Source organism: Methanoregula sp. (assembly GCF_041645475.1).
Taxonomy (GTDB): Archaea; Halobacteriota; Methanomicrobia; order Methanomicrobiales; family Methanospirillaceae; genus Methanoregula.
Window position 1 is genome coordinate 1 of the sequence record NZ_JBAZQA010000014.1, and the last position, 18,021, is coordinate 18,021.

The window sequence follows — 18,021 nt, forward strand, 5'->3', positions numbered from 1 at the left end:
CGTTCTCGTGCTCGCAGATGATGAACAATGGGTCTGCTGATACAATATGATGACCCGTTGGAGCACTGATGCATGTCGGAGAGACCCGTCGATCGTGAGTTCAAATCTCACCAACCCCACGTTTTCTTATTCTGTCACTCTACGGTAGTTTACGGTTCAGCTCCCTGACCCGAAATGGTTTTTCGTTCCCGCTTATGTTCGTCCGTGTCCCCGGACAGAACCGGTATATGATCGTTTATCTGAAGGTTCCCTGACATCCCGCCACCGGGCCACGGCGCCCGGTCAGGTTTAAGCCTCCGGAATGCCATCCTACTCATATGAGTCCTGAGCTGCATCTGGTGGATGCCTTTACCGGTACCCCGTTCCGCGGGAACACTGCGGCGGTCTGTATCCTGGACGGGCCGGCCGAGCCTGACTGGATGCAGCAGGTTGCCGGTGAGATGAAACATTCCGAGACCGCGTTCCTCTCTCCCGTCAAGGATGCCTGGAGCCTGCGGTGGTTTACCCCGGAAGATGAGATGGAACTCTGCGGCCACGCCACGCTTGCCGCAGCATTCGTCCTCTGGACCACCGGTCATGCCGAACCGGGATCCACGATCTCCTTTGAGACAAAGTCGGGAACCCTGACCGCGAGCAAAGATACGGACTGGATCATCCTCAATTTCCCTGCCGAGCCGGTTACATCTGCGGCAGCAGTCCCCGGGCTCGAAGCGGCACTCGGTGTTGCCCCGCTCTACGTGGGGCGGAACCGGTTCGATATCCTGGCCGAGCTCCCGTCAGCAGCAGATGTCTGTACGCTCGAACCCGATATGCCGGCCCTTTCGGCGATTCAGGCGCGGGGGATCATTGTTACAGCGGCATCCGATCTCCCGCACTTCGATTTTGTGTCCCGGTTCTTCGCACCTGGCGTCGGGGTACCGGAAGACCCGGTGACCGGTTCAGCCCACTGCTGCCTAGGGCCGTACTGGGGGGAGAAACTCAAAAAGATCGAGCTCGACGGGTTCCAGTGTTCGGCACGGGGCGGGACGGTCCGCGTCACCCTGCTTGGCGACCGGGTCCTCCTTGCCGGGCATGCTGTCCATATCCTGTCAGGAAAACTTCACATCTGATTTTTCACTCCTGCTGCGAATGGAGAACAGTAAAAAAAGATGAGCAGCGTGAAATCGCACCGGATCACCCGGGTCCGGACAGCCCGGTGCCGGTTACAACATCAGAATAATCTCGCCATTCTCAAGGATCACCGGATAAGCAGGTTGGGGGGATGTTGCGGGTCCGCTCACGACATCGCCCGTTTTTACCCTGAATATTGAATTATGACACGGACAGTGCAGGTTTTCTTTCTCAAGTGTGCCGTTGACAAGCCTGCAACCGCCGTGGATGCAGTGGTTGTCCAGTGCATAGATCCCGGTATCCAGATGCATGAGCAGAATCTCCCGGTCACCGGCCTTTACAACGTTCATATCCCCGACTGGCAGATCTTTTACCAACCCTGACTTCATTTTGTGTAACGAGCTCATGATGTAACCTCTGCGCACCGTTTTCCTGTTGGCAAACCCCTTACGGTCTGGCAGGAATTTTACCGGTCCGGATCATTTCTTGGATCCGTTCTTCGTTGTCTGCTGCTTGCGGGCAGCAGCTTCCAGACCATCGAGCGCCGCGGGCAGGGCATCGAGCACGGTCACAAGGCCGGTCAGGTGCAGGTTCATGACAACGGCACCCACAATCTCCTCCTTTGTCGCCCCCGCCATCGAGGCCATCATGGCATGCAGCCGGACGCCTTCCGAATTCCGGATGGACGTCTGGATGGCGATGTTGATGAGCTGCTTTGTCTTGTTGTCCAGGCCGTTCAAGGTTCTCTGGACTTCGACAAGGTTGTTGAACCGCTCGGCAAGCTCGGGACATTCCTGCTGGAATACATCAAATGCGTTTCTCTTCTCCATGCTGTGCGCTCCTCTCCGGTCTGCTCTTGTAGCTGCATGCTACCGGGCGGGTGAAAAATCCTTGCATGGCACTGACCGGGGCCGGTGGCCACGCAGTCAAAATGTTCCCGGGAAAACGCATCGCCTGATAAAAAGAGACAATAAAAAATGTTACCTGATTTTTGCCGCTGCAATGGTTGCAAGCTGTTTGGCAGTCTCGTAATCTGCGGCAGTCCCGTTTGTCTGGATATCCTCAAAGACGTTCATCTTCGCAAACGCGATCATGTACACGCCGGAGTTATCGCCCTTGTTGATATACTTCAGGGAGCCGGTTGCATCCCCGATCGCGGGAATCGAGATCTTTTCAACGGACTGGTTCATCGCGTTCTCTTTGACGATCCAGTCGGCAAACCCGTCGATGGTGTCGGAAACCGCGAGGGTTGCGTTCTTTTCTGCGTACACCGAGATATTCTGCCGGATAACCGTTCCGGAAGGCGCAGCCGGGTCATTCTTGCGGTACACTACATAATACCCGCTCATCCAGCCGTGATCGCGTGCCCAGTCGCTCAGGTCGGATGCATGTCTCTCCCCTTTCTCAACGAGTGTGAAATTTCCCGGGATCTCCTGCGGCTGGAGTACCAGGTTGGCGGGAGAAACAACTGCCGTGTTTGCAACCGGTGCCGGGGTGATTGTGGAGGCCGGCCCTGCGGACGGGGCCTGGGAGGTACATCCGGCAATACCGGCAGAGAGCAGGATCAAAAATGTCATGAACAGTATCATGAAGGAAAAAGATTGTTTTGTCATGGATCACTTGTACTCCGTTATAAATAAAAACGGTTGTTCTTTCTTCCCGGAGTGCCGGAATGTTATTCCCAGAAAGACCGGATTGCCTCACCGGTTCCGGCCGGCTGGTAAATTTATCATAGATGGCGGGCACATAATAGCTAGATCAAACGGAGAGTTCCATGTATTTAGTAGGAGAAGCACTTATTGGCGATGGCGCGGAACTGGCGCATATCGATCTGCTGATGGGAGATAAGGAAGGTCCCATCGGTTCAGCATTTGCAAACTCGGTCTCGCAGCTTTCAATGGGGCACACCCCCCTTCTTGCGGTTGTCCGCCCGAACCTGCTCACAAAGCCGGCAACGATCGTTATCCCGAAGGTCACGTTAAAGGACATGTCCCAGGTCAACGAGATGTTCGGCCCCGTGCAGGCCGCAGTTGCAAAGGCAGTTGCAGACTGTGTCGAGGAGAATGCGTTCAAGGGCGTTGACATCGAGAGCATTGTTATCATGGTGTCGGCCTTCGTCCACCCGGATGCAAAGGACTACAACAAGATCTACCGGTACAACTACGGCGCAACCAAGCTCGCCATCCACCGTGCCCTTGACAAGTTCCCGGACACGAAGACGCTCGTGTACGAGAAAGACCGTGCAGCCCACGGTATCATGGGCTTCAAGGTCACCCGGCTCTGGGATGCCCCCTACCTCCAGGTTGCCATGGACCTCGTGGACATGGGCAAGGTTGCCCAGGTATTAAAGGAAGTACCGGAGAACGACCACGTGATCATCGAGGCCGGAACCCCGCTCATCAAGAAGTTCGGCCTCTCGGTCATTGGCGAAATCCGTAAGCTCCGCCCGAATGCCTTCATCATCGCGGATATGAAGATCCTCGACACCGGCAACCTCGAAGCCCGCATGGCAGCCGATGCAACCGCTGATGCGGTCGTTGTCTCCGGCCTTGCCCCGGTCTCAACCATCGAGAAAGCCTGCTCGGAAGCCCGCAAGGTCGGCATCTACTCGATCATCGATATGCTGAACGTGCAGAACCCGGCAAAACTCGTTGCAAGCCTCAAGGTCAAGCCGGACATTGTAGAACTCCACCGTGCAATCGATGTTGAGGAGAGTGCCCATGCATGGGGCGACATCCCCGCGATCAAGAAAGCAGCCGGCGGGAAACTGCTCGTTGCAACCGCTGGCGGCATCCGTGTTGATGTCGTGAAGGACGCACTCAAGGCAGGCGCCGACATCCTCGTTGTCGGACGTGCGATTACTGCGAGCAAAGACATCGGCCACGCTGCCGACGAGTTCCTCGACCAGCTCAACCGGGACGAGATCGACCAGTTCCGCGTGATGACGGATTTCTAAATCCAATATTTTTTTGTTTTAACAATTTCCCGGTTCCACAACAACCATTTTTCAATCGGTTCAAAAATGAACCATGTGGAACAAAAGATAACCAATAAAAAAAGTTACGGGAGCGTGGCAGCCGGGTTTTCCCCGGATGTCCCGGCCGGTTCGCTCTGATCGTACACCCGGGTCATGTACCGGGCCTGGAATGTGACGAGCGGCGGTGCGATGATGAGGATCACGATTATCAGGACACCGAGAGCGATAAAGTAGTGGCCCAGCATAAACCCGCCAAAGAGAATGATCGCGGCAAGGATGCCGACAGGAATGCCGATAATTATGGCGATGAGGATGATCGCAAGGATGTAGTTGAGCCACCCGATCTTCCGGATGGTCCCGATAATGGCTCCAAAGTTGAACGCTTCGGAAAAGACACCAGTCCGGGCAAAGCGGATCGCGGCAACCGGCATGAAGATGGCAAGGATGATGTCGTAGATCAACTGGATCGCGAGCAGGAGAAATAACAACGCAATCGATGTTCCCAAGTCCGCATTGCTGTACTGTGCAACGGTACCTGTCGGAGGGTGCCCGCCGGCCATGCCGCCGGGGAAGATCAGGTAGGGAACGAGCGAGAGGATGATGAGCGGGAGCGAGTAGATCACGCCGATAACAAAAAGCCTGAAGCCATCCACAAAGAGTGTTCCCCAGCGATCCACTTCCGGTGCAGGATTCTCGCCGCGGTAGATGCGCAGGATCCAGCCGTTGAGCGGGATCCCGATAAGGATCGCTGCGAGGATCAGTTTCAGCCACCGGTCCATCCTGTTGAAAACGCCGGCTTTGGAATATCCCAGCGCTTCATCTATCATTGCTCCGTAGTCCATGGTAATCTCCGTTTTTGTATATCCCCGGTTCTTCTGCTCGCCGCTGATGACACGGGTACTCCGGTAAATGCATCATCCCGGCCGTTCACGCACCGGCACCGTTGCCAGAGGTTGAGTCAACATTGTTGTGTTGTCACTATATATCTTTTGAAATGCGTGTCTGGTTGTAGCTGTGTGGATGTTGCGAAGGAAGTGCTGAAGTCCGGCGATGATATTCATTTGATTGGCCGTGTGATCAATGCCTCAAAGGATGTTGGCCATGCGGCTGAGGAGTTCATCGGGAAACTGGACCGGGACGAGATCTACCCGTTCAGAATGGTAACGGATTTTAATATGTTATATTGTATTTTTTATTTTGTTAAAATTCTGTGTTGCCAAAAAATAACGAGTTCGAATCTCGCCATAGGTTTAATTGAAAAGTTCAATATTTTTTTTTCTTTTGTAAATTAACGCTAGAAAATCAATTTGATTCCGATTTCTATTGGATCAATCCCCAAGCAATCCTGCCAGATACTCATCAGATATCGTAAATCACATGGGTGTTAAAAAGAAACCGGAAAGTTCAGATCTTGACTTACTTTGATTAATTATAATGCCTATTTTTAATTTTTTTAGGTCTAAATGATAAAGCCATTTTCTTATACCATTAATTAAAATTAGATAGATTAATTGGTTCAAGAATGGAATAAAAGATCTGAAAGGGAGACAATATGGAAAATAAATATCCCAAAAATTATCTAGATAATGTTATTGTCCGAATCGATTTTGCGTCCCCATTAGAAGATTTACGAGATAACATCCCCGAAGAGTTAAATCAAACAATCTTGAAATCGTTTCCAATTTTAGAACCTAAAGAAATATTTGAAGGTGGATTTGAATTCAAAATCTCAAAAGAACAACAAAGTGTTGATAATATTGACAAGGAAAAGTATCAAGATTGGGTTTATTTTGGAAAAAATAGGGAGAAGGAAGTCCATATTTCTGTCAAATTTTTTAGTGTATCATATCACAATTATCAGTCATTTGAGGAATTGCGAACCGATTTCCTTAATATTAGTAAAACATTATTTACGCGCTCTCCCTCACTTGGGATAAAACGACTCGGTTTAAGATATATTAATAAAATTTTTATTAAAGAAAGGAATCCCACGGTTTGGGATAAATATATCGATAAAAAATTATTATGTATTTTCGGTATTATTGAAAATAAAAATTTAATATCTCGTGCATTCCAGACCTTAATTTTTAATGAGGATGATGTAAGAGTTACATTTCAATATGGAATATTTAACTCCGATTTTCCAGCGATAATTCACAAAAAAGAATTTATCTTAGATTTTGATGCTGCTCATAATGAATTAATTGAAAATTTCAGCGAATTAGAGAAAAAATTAGAGAGATGTAGAAAACCCATTGTGAGAATGTTTGAAAATTCCATAACTGAAGCATTACGGAGGAAAATGCGTGAGTGAATGCAAAGACCTCCTTTATCCTCAACCCGAAATTACAGAAAGTGATGAATCACGATTGCCAAGCAAAATAGTTGCAGCAGACCAGAATTTTACTGAAAAAACAATAGGTTCGTCAGACCTCATTGAAAAAACTGAAATGAGCAATACATCCAAAACTGGATATAAACAGATTAGTGCTCCTTATGGGAAATCAAAACCAAAAAGGACCACAATTAAGGCAAAAATTATATGAATACAATTTTTTGTGAACCAATTGAAAGGGTATCTCAAGGTGATATCTTTCGCGATATAGAGTACCTTGAGCATTATCTGGAAAAAGATGGGATAATCAGTATCTCAAAAATTACATTTCCCTATGTTTATATTTTAACACAAGATTGTGACTTAGCCCAAGATTTTAAATTTAGAACACAAAATCCACCAAAGGGTCAAGACAAATACTTAATTTCAGTTCTTGTGGTCCCCATTTATAATGCGGAATTTGTTTATTCTGGTGAACACTTAAGTGACTTGGGTTATACAATGCAAAATTTTACCTTGGGTTTAAAGAGAGATTTTCAAATTATCAAATCAAATAAAAACCCACGATATCACTTTTTAGATTTTGGTGACGATAGTGCCCTACCCCCCTCAATTATTGATTTTAAGCAGTATTTCTCAATAAATATTCGATATTTGGAATCTATCAAAAACGCGAATCGTGTTTTCAAACTAAAACCTTTATTTAGAGAAGACGTGTCACAGCGTTTTTCAAGTTTCTTATCACGTATTGGTTTGCCTGATTTAGAATAATCGTCATGATTGTTAATTCTCTTTATAAAAAGACTGAAAACTTTTTTTATTGATAGGCCTCCTTTTTCAGAGACTTTTTGGGTATCAATGGTTCTTGTCTAGTTTTTTTACTTTTGCCAAATCAGCCCAATATATCAGAAGTTCTCCGAAAGAAACAATGTATCTACCATGGACCTTTCATATATTTTTTTAACAGCTTTCTTCCAATCTTGAACCAACCCCCGCCACGCAATTCCATCTCCACCGTTTTCTTTCATCCGTACTTATCCGAATCCCCCCTCTCCACCCTCACATTTCATCTCCCTCGCCGCCCCACAAATCAGCATGACCAGTTTGGGACCGGACGGGCTGCGGATCATTGCACAATACTTAAAAAAGACCGGCACGGCACCGGAGAATGCCGGGGAATCCCTGCGGGTCGATGGCCAGGGGCTGATCCCGCGGGCGGGTCCGAACTACTGCATCGGGATAGCGATCAAGGACGATCCGGGGAATTACCGGTTCCCCGTCCCTGCCGAGTTCAACAAAAAGGGATTCTTCGTACTGCAGGCCGGAGACCTGCCGGTCGCAATCCCGTACGGGGGAGAGGCGACCGTTTCGGTCATCGAGATCGACCGGCGGGGGGAGAAGACCATCGCCCAGTCGCCGGTCCGGTTCCGGACCGTGTGACGGATTTTTCCTGCCCGGGAGAGATCATCTCTTTTTGAATAGCGTCAGGCTGCACTCCACGCACCTGCGAACATGTGGCGGGATTGGCGGTATACGGGATCTCGATGACGAACTTGAATAGTCTTTACCCTTTTTTTAATAACACATCGTTAACGGTGAAAATTACAAAAAGGATCCTGTCAAAATCACATAGCCGCACTTGAGCACCGGTGGTTTGATGCACGTTTCCAAAATATTACTTACAAATGAAATTGTGGCCGGCGCATACCTCTCTGGCATTAAATGCACGATATTGTGAAAAAATACTGAGGAAACCATCAATCCGGGCTTCGGACAGATCAAAAGAAGAACCATTATTGGAGGATCCCCTGCGTTTCTCAAATCTTTTTTATTCACTCTGCATACAGGATAATTTTCACTGAACCTGTCGCTTCATCCACAGGTTACTTTCATTCATTGCTTCATGATTTTCTGAAACAAAAACATTGATTCATCATTTTTTGGATCCTTTACGCTGATAATATGAAAACCACACTTATTCACATAGAAAGTTACATTTTTCTTCAAAAACGTTGGTGTTTCTGTAGTCCATGTCTTTGTCTGGGGGTACCTCTTTTCAATTTCCAACCATGCCTGATAACCGATCCCTTTGTCAAAGCAGGCTGGATCCACGAATAATAGGGTCAAAATATTATTATTATCCGCATTCACAATGAGAACCGCACCTCCCACCATCTTCCCCTCCTGATAAAAAAGGAGGGGGGTTTCTTCCGGTCTTTCAAGTATGCCATCGATAGAAGGAAGATCGCAGTCATGATTATTCGCGTCACTATTCTTCGGAAGATCCTCCATTGTAGTGGCAAATGATATCTCCATCATTTTTTTCGCTGCATCAAAATTTTCAGCATTCATCGGGACCACTGATATTTCGCTCATCGTAATACACCAGAATTCTACCATTTTGTTTTTATGCTGTGACCTCGACAGGCAAGACCGGATAATTGGACATCAAATCTTCAGGAATTCCAAATAAATAATTCGCCCAGTTGTTGTATATCCATTCCCTTTTTTTATACAATTAGGATTACAGCGCTTTATCCGGTTTCCTATGATTTGTTTTTTAAAATCCAAATCATTCACCCATCTTCGCAAGCGTGGATTTCTCCAGGATGCTGTTCATCCCGTTCTCTTTCTGGAATTTTCATTTCGCAAATTCAGTATGGTGGAATTAATTTCCGGTGATCCGCAGCACAAACCCCGGGCAACATGGTTTCCCGCGTAACGCCTGGTGTCTCCCATGTGTAAGCTTTTGAACCATAAACCCCATAACCTCCAGATTTCAGAAAGAGAATAATGACACGCGGCGCAAAACCCCTCGCAGCAATCAAAGAAGCCAAAAAATTCGCAGAGAAGATGGGCTACTGCTGGCAGGAGAATTCCGAGAACCCGGAGATCGGCTATGACTTTCTGGCCTTCAAACCGGGAAATGCATTTCTCGTCAGGGTCCGGCAGACCCGGTACCAGATCGATCCGGATATGACATACGACGAGCTCCTGCCGGAGGTTCTTTACGAGATCCGCAATCTCCCGTTTCCTGCCTGGATGCCCCGCGAGCTCTGGCTCCGCACCCAGCACGAGCGGACCTGGCGCCGGCTCAAGGTGCATGATTTCGGTGTTGCCGAGATCGGGTGGTGGGGGCCGGACGGGTATTATAACAAGTATGCCCCGTGAGAAACCCCCCGCGCCGGGCTTTTCGCTGGTACCTGCAGGTTCTTCTACTGCAGCAGGCCGATGGCGGAACAGTGCACGCCCGCAACAATGTTGCGGGCAATTGCCCGGCAGGTGATGAACAGCACGTGACCGCCGGGCGGGGATGATGTTTCCGACCCAATGAAAAATTTCTTTAGACCTTCTTACGGATCCGGGCTCCCGCAGGCCAGCAGTTTGCACGTCATTTCGCAGCCGTAACGGTCGGAATCGAATTCGCAGTTCTGCATGCAGATATTGCATGCTGCGAAAAGCTCGGTATTCCCATTCCCCGGAGGGTGGAGGGCCCGGGCCTGCTGTGCCGGAAGGTCAATAGCAAACCAGTGCACACCGGCAACGAGGCTGCCGGCTATCGATAAACAGACCATGAAAAGGACGAGCCGGGCAAGCGGTGATTTTTCAGCGGGAGTTCCTGACATGAGTTAACCCATCAAAAGTATTCTAAAACTTGGGTGGGGAATTATATAAACACTGATTATCTGGAAAAACGGGGAAAAAATTTCCCCGTCGTGATACCAGACAAAGCTCTCCTGCCGGATAGTATCCGAAAAATCCGCATGCTCCCGTTCCCGAAATGGATGCCCCGCCCGACCGGAAGTACCCCTCCTTTGAAAATGAAGTCCCCGGCCCGGACGGTAAGTCTCCCTGGTTGTTTCTCCGACGGAGAGTTTTCAGGCCCGGAATCCGGAAAAATTCGGCAGTGGAAATGGTGCCAACCGATTGAAAAATTTCTGATTAATACCTGTATTTTTCTAAAATAACGATTTTAAAGAGGAAAAAACCGTGCAATTTAGCGGGCAGAGAAATTGCGCAAAAACCGGACCGCCTGTCCTCCGGGAAGCGACCCGGAGCCTGCCGGACGGCCGTGGCATGCGGAATTTTAATGGGGTTCCCGGACGGGGATTTCCGGAACTATTTCTGCCCGGAAAACCGGGGATTCTACCATGGGGCTGCACGGATGGGGCACCGGATGCCATCCGGCTGGAGGGATACGTTTTTTAACTATTGATACCCGGGTTATTTTGCTCCCGCGTACTCCCTGAATTTTCCTGTGACTCTCTCACAATCTTTTTCTGCTCTTCCGTGATATCCAGCGCGATAAAGATATTGCCTGCAGCCGGATTGGACGGATCGATCATGGTCCCGAAGAGCCGGATATCCCGTATCGCCCCGTCTTTTCTTAAAAACCGTGTTTCCATGGTGTCAACGAGATCCTGACTCTTCCCAAGGGTGTAGAATTTTGCTGCACGGATATATTCATTCTCATCCGGGTACAGGAACCGTGCGTTGCGCCCGATCAGTTCTTCACGGGAATACCCCATAATCCTGCAGAACTGGTCATTGACCCGCAGAAAAGTGCGGTCCGCAGATACCAGGCCGATGCCAACGGGGGCTGCGCGAAGGATGCCGAAGATCTCCGCCTCGCTCTTTTTTAACCGCTCTTCGCTTCGGGCTATATCCTCGTACTGTTCCCGGAGTTTCTCATCCGATGCCTTGAGCTGTTGATACGCAGCCGTGAGTTCCTCTTCAGCATTTTTTATCTGGGTGATATCATTCGTGCAGATCCCAAGGCCGGTGCCTACCCGGAAGGCCCTGACGTTCAGCCAGGTAAGGCCCATTTCTGGTTCCTGGATCATATGGATGCCGGAAAACGGGATCCCTGTGTCGATTACCTGGCGGAACCGGTCACTCTCTCCCCTTGCATGGGCGGCGGGAAGCAACTCTCTGTAGCTCCTGCCAAGCACATCTTCTTTTTTTGTCCCCGGAGGAAGATAGGAGAGGGCAGTCCTGTTGAGATTGACAAGCTTGAGATCCGCATCCCAGATCGTGAACGCATCGGTTGCCGAATCCATGAATGACTGGAGCATATCCTGGCTCTCCCGGAGTTCCCGCTCGCTGACTGCCAGCTCTTCATACTGGGCGCGGAGTTCTTCTTCCGTTGCGGTGAGCTGTTCGTATGCAGCAAGGAGTTTGTCACGATCCCGTTTTGCTCTGGTTATGTCGAGAGCACTGTACGTCATGGATGCAATGGGATTGGACCGGTCCACCGTAGCAGCCGTGACAAGGACGTCAATGACTGTACCGTCCTTCCGCTTCCAGGGGACGGTGACATCATCCGGGATGCCTTCCTGGTATGCCTGTTCCCGCATCCTCCCGACAGCAGCATAGTCCTCATCGGTCAGGTACAAAAACCGGGTATTCCGGCCTTCCAGTTCCTCGCGTGGATAGCCGGTCAGCGTACAAAGCCGGTTGTTGACCCGGACCAGGACCCGGTTTGCAACAACCGCGATCCCGACCGGGACCGCCTGGAAGATGCTGATAATCTCCCTCTCGCTCATCCTGCGTGCAAGCGCCTGCCGCACTTTGTGTGCCAGCTCGGCGAACTGGGCTTTCGGGTCGCCGCCTTTCTGGATATAGAAGTCCGCACCATTGTTGATGGCCTCGATCACGATCTCCTCTCGCCCCCGGCCGGTAAAGAGGATAAAGGGAAGATCGCCAAACTGGTGCCGGACTTCTTTTAAAAAGGCAATCCCGTTCATTCCGGGCATCTGGTAGTCGGAGATGATGACATCGTATGACCGGAGCGAGGGGGATTTGAGCGATTTCTCTGCAGATGTCGAGGTTGCCACCGTGAAATTCCCCTCTCCTTCAAGAAAGAGCCTGCACAGTTCGAGAAGGTCGGGTTCATCATCAACATAGAGGACGCTGATCGTATCTGGCATCTGGTGCTCCGGGCTTTCCTGAATATATCGTTATGCAACACTGATGGTACTTAAATGAAACGGACCAGATCCCGAATGAGAATTTCGTGCGTCAATCCGCAGCGCAAAAGACGGGCGAGACGGTTTTACGTGTAAGGCCTCCCATCGTTTGTATCACCCAATACCATTTGCCCCAGCCCGACTCCCGCGTAACAAAACCTGCACATTAATTTTCAGGACCACTCATGTAAAACCATGAAACGCCAAGTCTCCCCAAGGGTAGTCCTCCTTGCATTTGTCCTCCTTCTCCTGGTTGCCCTTGCAGGGTGCACATCGCAGGCACCGCCTGCAACACCCGCACCCTCCGCAACACCGGCACCTCCGGCATCGCAGGTACCGGGAAAAACCCTCTCGACTATCGAACCCGCACAGATGGCACTGGAGCCGTCCGAGATTACGGGGAATTTCACGCTCATTAAGAAAAGCGAACGGAACGAATCCATGACACGGGCCTGGCAGCTCAACCAGGGGTGGAAGAAGGGATACTCTGCTGCCTTTAAGAGAAATGACCCGGGCCACCCGGATCTGCAGATCGGGCAGTTTATTTCCGTATATCCAAGGGAAAATGCATCAAAGATGGTAGACTACCTGGTAGAGGGTAATTACCTTGATCTCGCAAGAATTCCCGACGCAGATCGCATGAATTATTCTATTACGGAACTCCCCCCGCCGGGTATCGGGGATTCCAGCAGGGCAATTATCAAGCTTGATAAAAATGATCCCGAGACAATGTACCTCATCGCCTTTTCCCGGTATGACGTGTTCGAGGAGATCTGGGGGAACGGGACTGCAGCAGAGTACGAGACAATGAAGCAGGCAGCAGCCATGGCAGCATCGAAGATCACATAACATTTTTTTTCGTAACTACTCAGCAGTCCGATGACCACAAGCAGGTGTGAAAGGATTTCCCTGAAATGTACCAACGAGTGATGCGAGAACCGGCCGGTTATTTTTTCAAATCGTCCGTTCCGATCGTTTGTCCGGTTTTTGTGAGGGAAAGAGTTCCGGATTATCATATATGTAACAACAACTCTCCAATTCCCCGTCAACCCTGCCCACATTCCTTGATATGCAACCGGGATAACCGGTACTCCATGAGTACGGAGATCCCCTGGAATACATCGCGGATGGAATTCAAACCGGTTGACATGACCATTTCATACAACGGCGGGATGCGGTTTACCGCACGCACCCCATCTGGAGAGGTCGCGTTCCCGATGGAAGCCCCGGTTGGTATGGGCGGGGACGGGAAGACACCCAACCCTATCCAGTACCTCATCGGCTCGCTCGGGGGTTGTGTCGGTGTGAAGATCCTTCTCGCCCTCTCCGATAAGGGCATTGTTCCGGATGACTTAACCATCGGGATCCATGCAACCCGGGTAAAGACCATGCCCGCATTTTTCGATAAAGTCCACCTCGTAATCACGCTCCGGGCCGGTGCTGACGATGCTATGGTCTCGGCAATCATCGGACAGACCTTATCCCGTCTCTGCCCTATCGCTGCCATGTTTGCCGAGGTCGGGGAAGTGACCGCCGAACACCATATTCTCCGGACCTCATCCGGATAATACCAACGCAGGATACTATCGTTGAGGTTCCTGGAATTCTCCCCCGCGGGGAAATTGCATCCCCGCAATTGTGCCCGTCGGCCCTCACGCAGCAAAAATGTCCCGGATAAAGCAGACTGCCGTTTTTCTCTTGGCATCAGTTTAAGCCCTCGCTCGTCTCATGTGAGGTTATGCTTGAGGAGTTCTGTGAAGGAAATCACTGCGATCAATACATCCACTCCGAGGGGGGATCATTTGCGCAGTGTCTCATGGTACAGAGGGAATTATCCCGGGTTGGTAATTGTCCTCTCCGGTATGGTACGGTTGCGGCGAAGGCGATTCCGGAAAAAAGTCCCCTGTCCCGCAGTGGGGTCAACGGCGAATCGGGGAGAAAGAAGGGATTTACCCCCCGATCAAAGTGATCTGAAGGCAGGGACGGCCGGGAACAAGATAATCGTGACCTGCCCGAACTGCATCACGGGCAGTTCCGGAAAAACGTAACAACGATCTTCCGTTGGGGGAATGCACCGGCTTTTTTTCGCAAAGAACAATACCCCCGACCTCCAATCCACCAGTACAGGAAGAGCCCGGTATGGATCCAATCAACAAGGTCAACCTCGAACGCCTCACGAACGGCATCTACGCCTTTACGATGACCCTTATGGTCAGGAACATCCAGGCTCCCGTTGCCGGGGCGATCACCGACGACCTGTCCTTTGCACAGTACCTCATCTCGACCTTCCTGTCCGTTGCCGATTTTGTCGGTGCGTTTCTGATCCTCGGGATGTTCTGGCTCTTTTATTTCCAGATGTTCCACCGGATGAAGACCTTCGATTACCGGTTCCTGTACCTGCATCTCTTCTCGCTGATGATCGTTGTCTTCGTGCCGTTCACCAACAGCTTTGCCAACCAGAGCGTGACGGTACCTGCGTCCAACATCCTGTTCCAGGTCAACTACCTCATCCTCGCCATCCTCCTGACCTGGCAGTGGCATCATGCAAGGGCCCACCCGGAACTTCTCGAACCGGAGCTGAACGAGGCAGAGGCCTCCTTCCTTGCAAAAAAGTTTCTCGTCCCGCTGGGCGTGGCTATCTTCGGGATCATCCTGGTCTGTGCGGGAGTGGAGTATATCGATCTCCTCTACCTGCTGCCGTTCGCTGTGCTTGGGGTGTTTTTCAGGAAGGGGCCGGGGGAAGCTTCAGCATAGTGGGGCTGGCGAACATCACACCGGGGGGCAGGGGGGCAGGCTTACCGGCAGCTGGTCCGACAGCGACAAGGATGGCAAATATACCGGGCAATTCGGATTTGTACGCTCCGCGGATGACAAATCATTCACCGGCACATGAGTTTACACCTCAGTAGCGGACACGACCATTAACAATTCAACGAAAACCTGGAACGGTATCAGGGTATAATTTTTAGGAGAAGAGCCGGAACCCCTGACCTTTTATAGAAATTATTTGTTGAAGAGTATCCCAAAAAACATACCGATTATTCCTGGTTTTTGGTGGCATGATCCGAACCGGACACCGGTACTTCCGGTTCTATGGGATAACCCCTCCTATCAGGCATTTATTAATACAACCCGGTTGTTTGTAGACACATGGCACAGGAGCGCCTGTTTCCCGTTTGCAGGATCATACGAGGACCCGGGGATTACGGGTTATATCCTGCCGGTGGGGCTATCCGGGATTATTTCCGTCTCTCGGCCATTGTCCGCGAACGGGATGTCCGGGTCTCCGTTATCTGACAGGGATAGGAGCGCTTGTGTAAGGTGGAATGCACATGACAACCAACAACCATTTGCTGTTCATCCTTGCAGGAATCATTCTAATCGCCTGCATTGCGACACCGGTCACTGCTTGGCAGGATCAGGTATTCTCACCCTTTGTTGATACCGGGCTTTATCCGGACCAGGCACTTTCTACAATATCCGGTTCTACCGGTATAAGGTATTACACCCTGGCGTTCATCACGAGCGGCAGTTCCGGAGCGCCCACGTGGGCAGGGGTGATCCCGCTCGGTGACCACCACTACCTGGATGAAGTAACAAAGGTCAGAGCCACGGGCGGGGATGTCATCATCTCGTTTGGCGGTGCATCCGGATCAGAGCTGGCCAGCGTTGTTACTGACGCGGACACCCTCCAGGCACGGTACCAGTCCGTTATCGATTCGTATAATGCTACGTGGATTGATTTCGATATCGAAGGCGCAGCGATCTCGGATGCCGGATCAGTTGACCGCAGGAACCGGGTTATCGCCCGGCTCGAAGCAGCAAACCCCGGCCTCAGGGTCAGTTACACCCTCCCGGTCGAGCCCGACGGTCTTTCTGCGGATGGCCTGTCTCTTCTTAAGAATGCGGTAAAAAACGGCGTGAGGGTTGATGTCGTCAATATCATGACCATGGATTTTGGATCGTATTACGCACCCAACCCAGAGGGAAAGATGGGGGATTATGCCATCGAAGCTGCAGAAAGTCTCAAGACACAACTTCAGGTACTGTACCCTGAAAAGAATGCCTCGCAGATCTACCGGATGATCGGCATTACACCCATGATCGGCCGAAACGATGTCCAGGCTGAGGTATTCACGCTTGAGGATGCCAAAAAAGTTGTGACCTATGCAAAGGAGCACGGTATCGGGCTCCTCTCGATGTGGTCCCTTGGACGGGACAATGGATCCGGTGCCGGCTCATCCTGGGCATCGGCCACCTCCAGTGGCCTTGACCAGACAACATTTGCATTCTCCGGCATTTTCAATACGGTGACCGGATCGGGGACGGTTATTACGCCAGTCCCGACGGTCACGGTCTCTCCATCGGTTACCCCGACGGTCACCACGACAGTGACTGCCACACCAACTCCTTCAACGACACCGGCTGGTGAAGCAACCGCATGGAAGGCAGAATCAACCTATGTCAGCGGCGACCGGGTTACGTACGGGGGAGAAATATATACGGCGCAGTGGTGGACGAAAAATGACATTCCCGGCAAATCGTCGGTATGGAAACGGGCAACAACCGGAAGTTCCGGTCCGGTGGTCTGGGAGACAACCGCGGTGTACACTGCGGGCGACAAGGTGACGAGCAACGGGCGGGTGTACCAGGCACAGTGGTGGACAACCGGTGAGATTCCTGGAACTGCAAATGTCTGGAAACCGGTTTCTTCCCCAACCGTTTCCCCAACCGTAACCGTCGTCCCAACGACCGTTACACCGACAGTCACTGCAACGGTGACTGTCACACCCACTCCTTCAACGACACCGGTTGGTGAAGCAACCGCATGGAAGGCAGAATCAACCTATGTCAGCGGCGACCGGGTTACGTACGGGGGAGAAACGTATACGGCACAATGGTGGACGAAAAATGATATCCCCGGCAAATCGGCGGTATGGAAACGGGTAACAACAGGAAGTTCCGGTCCGGTGGTCTGGGAGACAACCGCGGCATACACTGCGGGAGACAAGGTGACAAGTAATGGGCGGGTGTACCAGGCACAGTGGTGGACAACCGGCGAGATCCCCGGAACTGCGAGTGTCTGGAAACCGGTATCAAGCGGGTAGTATTGTTCAGATAATCTCTCTTTTTTGCCGGTTGGGATTGCCGGCCCCGTAAACAAAAGGGGCAGGCATCCCCGCTGATGCCTGCGGGCGGGCAGATTCTGGCTTTTTTATTTCCAGATGTTCCACCGGATGAAGACCTTCGATTACCGGTTCCTGTACCTGCATCTCTTCAAGCCGTCATTTGCATTTCTCATGAAGGTCCGGGTCCTGCGGTATCATATCGACCCGGACGCGTTTTTTGAAGAGCTGATACCGGACGAGATCACCCGGGTCCGCAATCTCCCGTTCCCGACATGGATGCCCCGCGAGATCTGGCTCCGCACCCAGCACGAGCGGACCTTCCGCCGGCTCTTCATCCTCGACACCGGAGTCTGGGAGGTCGGGTGGATGAAGCCGGACGGTTACGTGAACCCGCACGCCCGGTGAAGAGCATCTCCCACGACCGGGGTCTTCCACTTCTTTCCCCAAGAACAGGGATCCTTTTTCCGTACGGTATCTCCCCCGGGACCGGTTCTCCGTCGG

At 51.1% G+C, this 18,021-nt stretch carries 20 protein-coding genes; 13 read left to right on the plus strand and 7 right to left on the minus strand.

Features of this window, described 5'->3' with window-relative positions; genetic code table 11:
* The first annotated feature begins 317 nt into the window (after positions 1-317).
* Positions 318-1,109 (plus strand): PhzF family phenazine biosynthesis protein, encoded by a 792-nt coding sequence (locus tag WC598_RS11165; RefSeq protein WP_372961580.1) that lies wholly within the window; start codon positions 318-320, stop codon positions 1,107-1,109.
* A 93-nt stretch (positions 1,110-1,202) separates the two neighbouring features.
* On the opposite strand, the gene WC598_RS11170 is transcribed toward WC598_RS11165, so the two are convergent.
* The 3 genes from WC598_RS11170 to WC598_RS11180 all read right to left on the minus strand — a co-directional run bounded on the left by WC598_RS11170 (position 1,203) and on the right by WC598_RS11180 (position 2,723).
* A complete protein-coding gene (locus WC598_RS11170; RefSeq protein WP_372961581.1) occupies positions 1,203-1,517 on the minus strand; it encodes a Rieske (2Fe-2S) protein in 315 nt (104 codons plus the stop codon).
* 72 nt (positions 1,518-1,589) lie between these two features.
* Positions 1,590-1,940 carry a carboxymuconolactone decarboxylase family protein gene (locus WC598_RS11175; RefSeq protein ID WP_372961582.1) on the minus strand — a complete coding sequence of 117 codons (351 nt, stop codon included), beginning with the start codon at positions 1,938-1,940 and terminating at the stop codon, positions 1,590-1,592.
* Positions 1,941-2,090: 150 nt separating this feature from the next.
* On the minus strand, positions 2,091-2,723 hold the full coding sequence (locus tag WC598_RS11180) for a hypothetical protein (protein ID WP_372961583.1): 633 nt from the start codon (positions 2,721-2,723) through the stop codon (positions 2,091-2,093).
* Positions 2,724-2,884: 161 nt separating this feature from the next.
* Between WC598_RS11180 and WC598_RS11185 the strand changes: the two genes are divergently transcribed.
* Positions 2,885-4,066 (plus strand): bifunctional 5,6,7,8-tetrahydromethanopterin hydro-lyase/3-hexulose-6-phosphate synthase, encoded by a 1,182-nt coding sequence (locus WC598_RS11185; RefSeq protein WP_372961584.1) that lies wholly within the window; start codon positions 2,885-2,887, stop codon positions 4,064-4,066.
* A 104-nt stretch (positions 4,067-4,170) separates the two neighbouring features.
* On the opposite strand, the gene WC598_RS11190 is transcribed toward WC598_RS11185, so the two are convergent.
* A complete protein-coding gene (locus tag WC598_RS11190; RefSeq protein ID WP_372961585.1) occupies positions 4,171-4,929 on the minus strand; it encodes a DUF4013 domain-containing protein in 759 nt (252 codons plus the stop codon).
* A gap of 710 nt (positions 4,930-5,639) precedes the next feature.
* Between WC598_RS11190 and WC598_RS11195 the strand changes: the two genes are divergently transcribed.
* The 4 genes from WC598_RS11195 (at position 5,640) to WC598_RS11210 (ending at position 7,862) form a co-directional block, all read left to right on the plus strand.
* The gene (locus WC598_RS11195; RefSeq protein ID WP_372961586.1) at positions 5,640-6,401 is read left to right on the plus strand and encodes a TIGR04255 family protein; all 762 of its coding nucleotides are present in this window, start codon (positions 5,640-5,642) and stop codon (positions 6,399-6,401) included.
* Positions 6,394-6,633, plus strand: coding sequence for a hypothetical protein (locus WC598_RS11200; protein WP_372961587.1), 240 nt, complete (start codon positions 6,394-6,396; stop codon positions 6,631-6,633). Before WC598_RS11195 ends, WC598_RS11200 begins: the two co-directional genes overlap by 8 nt.
* Positions 6,630-7,193, plus strand: coding sequence for a hypothetical protein (locus tag WC598_RS11205; protein WP_372961588.1), 564 nt, complete (start codon positions 6,630-6,632; stop codon positions 7,191-7,193). The genes WC598_RS11200 and WC598_RS11205 overlap by 4 nt, the downstream gene beginning before the upstream one ends.
* Before the next feature lie 324 nt (positions 7,194-7,517).
* Positions 7,518-7,862: a hypothetical protein gene (locus tag WC598_RS11210; protein ID WP_372961589.1), complete on the plus strand. Its 345-nt coding sequence runs from the start codon at positions 7,518-7,520 to the stop codon at positions 7,860-7,862.
* Positions 7,863-8,315: 453 nt separating this feature from the next.
* On the opposite strand, the gene WC598_RS11215 is transcribed toward WC598_RS11210, so the two are convergent.
* Complete coding sequence (locus WC598_RS11215; protein ID WP_372961590.1) at positions 8,316-8,798, minus strand: GNAT family N-acetyltransferase; 483 nt, start codon at positions 8,796-8,798, stop codon at positions 8,316-8,318.
* A gap of 417 nt (positions 8,799-9,215) precedes the next feature.
* On the opposite strand from WC598_RS11215, the gene WC598_RS11220 reads away from it, so the two are divergent.
* On the plus strand, positions 9,216-9,593 hold the full coding sequence (locus WC598_RS11220) for a hypothetical protein (RefSeq protein WP_372961591.1): 378 nt from the start codon (positions 9,216-9,218) through the stop codon (positions 9,591-9,593).
* Between the two features lie 182 nt (positions 9,594-9,775).
* Here the strand turns inward: WC598_RS11220 and WC598_RS11225 are convergent, their stop codons facing one another.
* Together WC598_RS11225 and WC598_RS11230 are read right to left on the minus strand one after the other, a co-directional pair.
* The gene (locus tag WC598_RS11225; RefSeq protein ID WP_372961592.1) at positions 9,776-10,048 is read right to left on the minus strand and encodes a hypothetical protein; all 273 of its coding nucleotides are present in this window, start codon (positions 10,046-10,048) and stop codon (positions 9,776-9,778) included.
* Between the two features lie 579 nt (positions 10,049-10,627).
* Positions 10,628-12,352, minus strand: coding sequence for a PAS domain S-box protein (locus WC598_RS11230; protein WP_372961593.1), 1,725 nt, complete (start codon positions 12,350-12,352; stop codon positions 10,628-10,630).
* Positions 12,353-12,586: 234 nt separating this feature from the next.
* Between WC598_RS11230 and WC598_RS11235 the strand changes: the two genes are divergently transcribed.
* The 6 genes from WC598_RS11235 (at position 12,587) to WC598_RS11260 (ending at position 17,925) form a co-directional block, all read left to right on the plus strand.
* A complete protein-coding gene (locus WC598_RS11235) occupies positions 12,587-13,240 on the plus strand; it encodes a hypothetical protein (RefSeq protein ID WP_372961594.1) in 654 nt (217 codons plus the stop codon).
* 245 nt (positions 13,241-13,485) lie between these two features.
* A complete protein-coding gene (locus WC598_RS11240; RefSeq protein ID WP_372961595.1) occupies positions 13,486-13,959 on the plus strand; it encodes an OsmC family protein in 474 nt (157 codons plus the stop codon).
* Positions 13,960-14,530: 571 nt separating this feature from the next.
* A complete protein-coding gene (locus tag WC598_RS11245; RefSeq protein ID WP_372961596.1) occupies positions 14,531-15,145 on the plus strand; it encodes a TMEM175 family protein in 615 nt (204 codons plus the stop codon).
* Positions 15,146-15,541: 396 nt separating this feature from the next.
* A complete protein-coding gene (locus tag WC598_RS11250; RefSeq protein ID WP_372961597.1) occupies positions 15,542-15,688 on the plus strand; it encodes a hypothetical protein in 147 nt (48 codons plus the stop codon).
* Between the two features lie 35 nt (positions 15,689-15,723).
* Positions 15,724-17,499 (plus strand): chitinase, encoded by a 1,776-nt coding sequence (locus WC598_RS11255; RefSeq protein ID WP_372961598.1) that lies wholly within the window; start codon positions 15,724-15,726, stop codon positions 17,497-17,499.
* A gap of 129 nt (positions 17,500-17,628) precedes the next feature.
* On the plus strand, positions 17,629-17,925 hold the full coding sequence (locus tag WC598_RS11260; RefSeq protein WP_372961599.1) for a hypothetical protein: 297 nt from the start codon (positions 17,629-17,631) through the stop codon (positions 17,923-17,925).
* Positions 17,926-18,021: the final 96 nt, after the last annotated feature.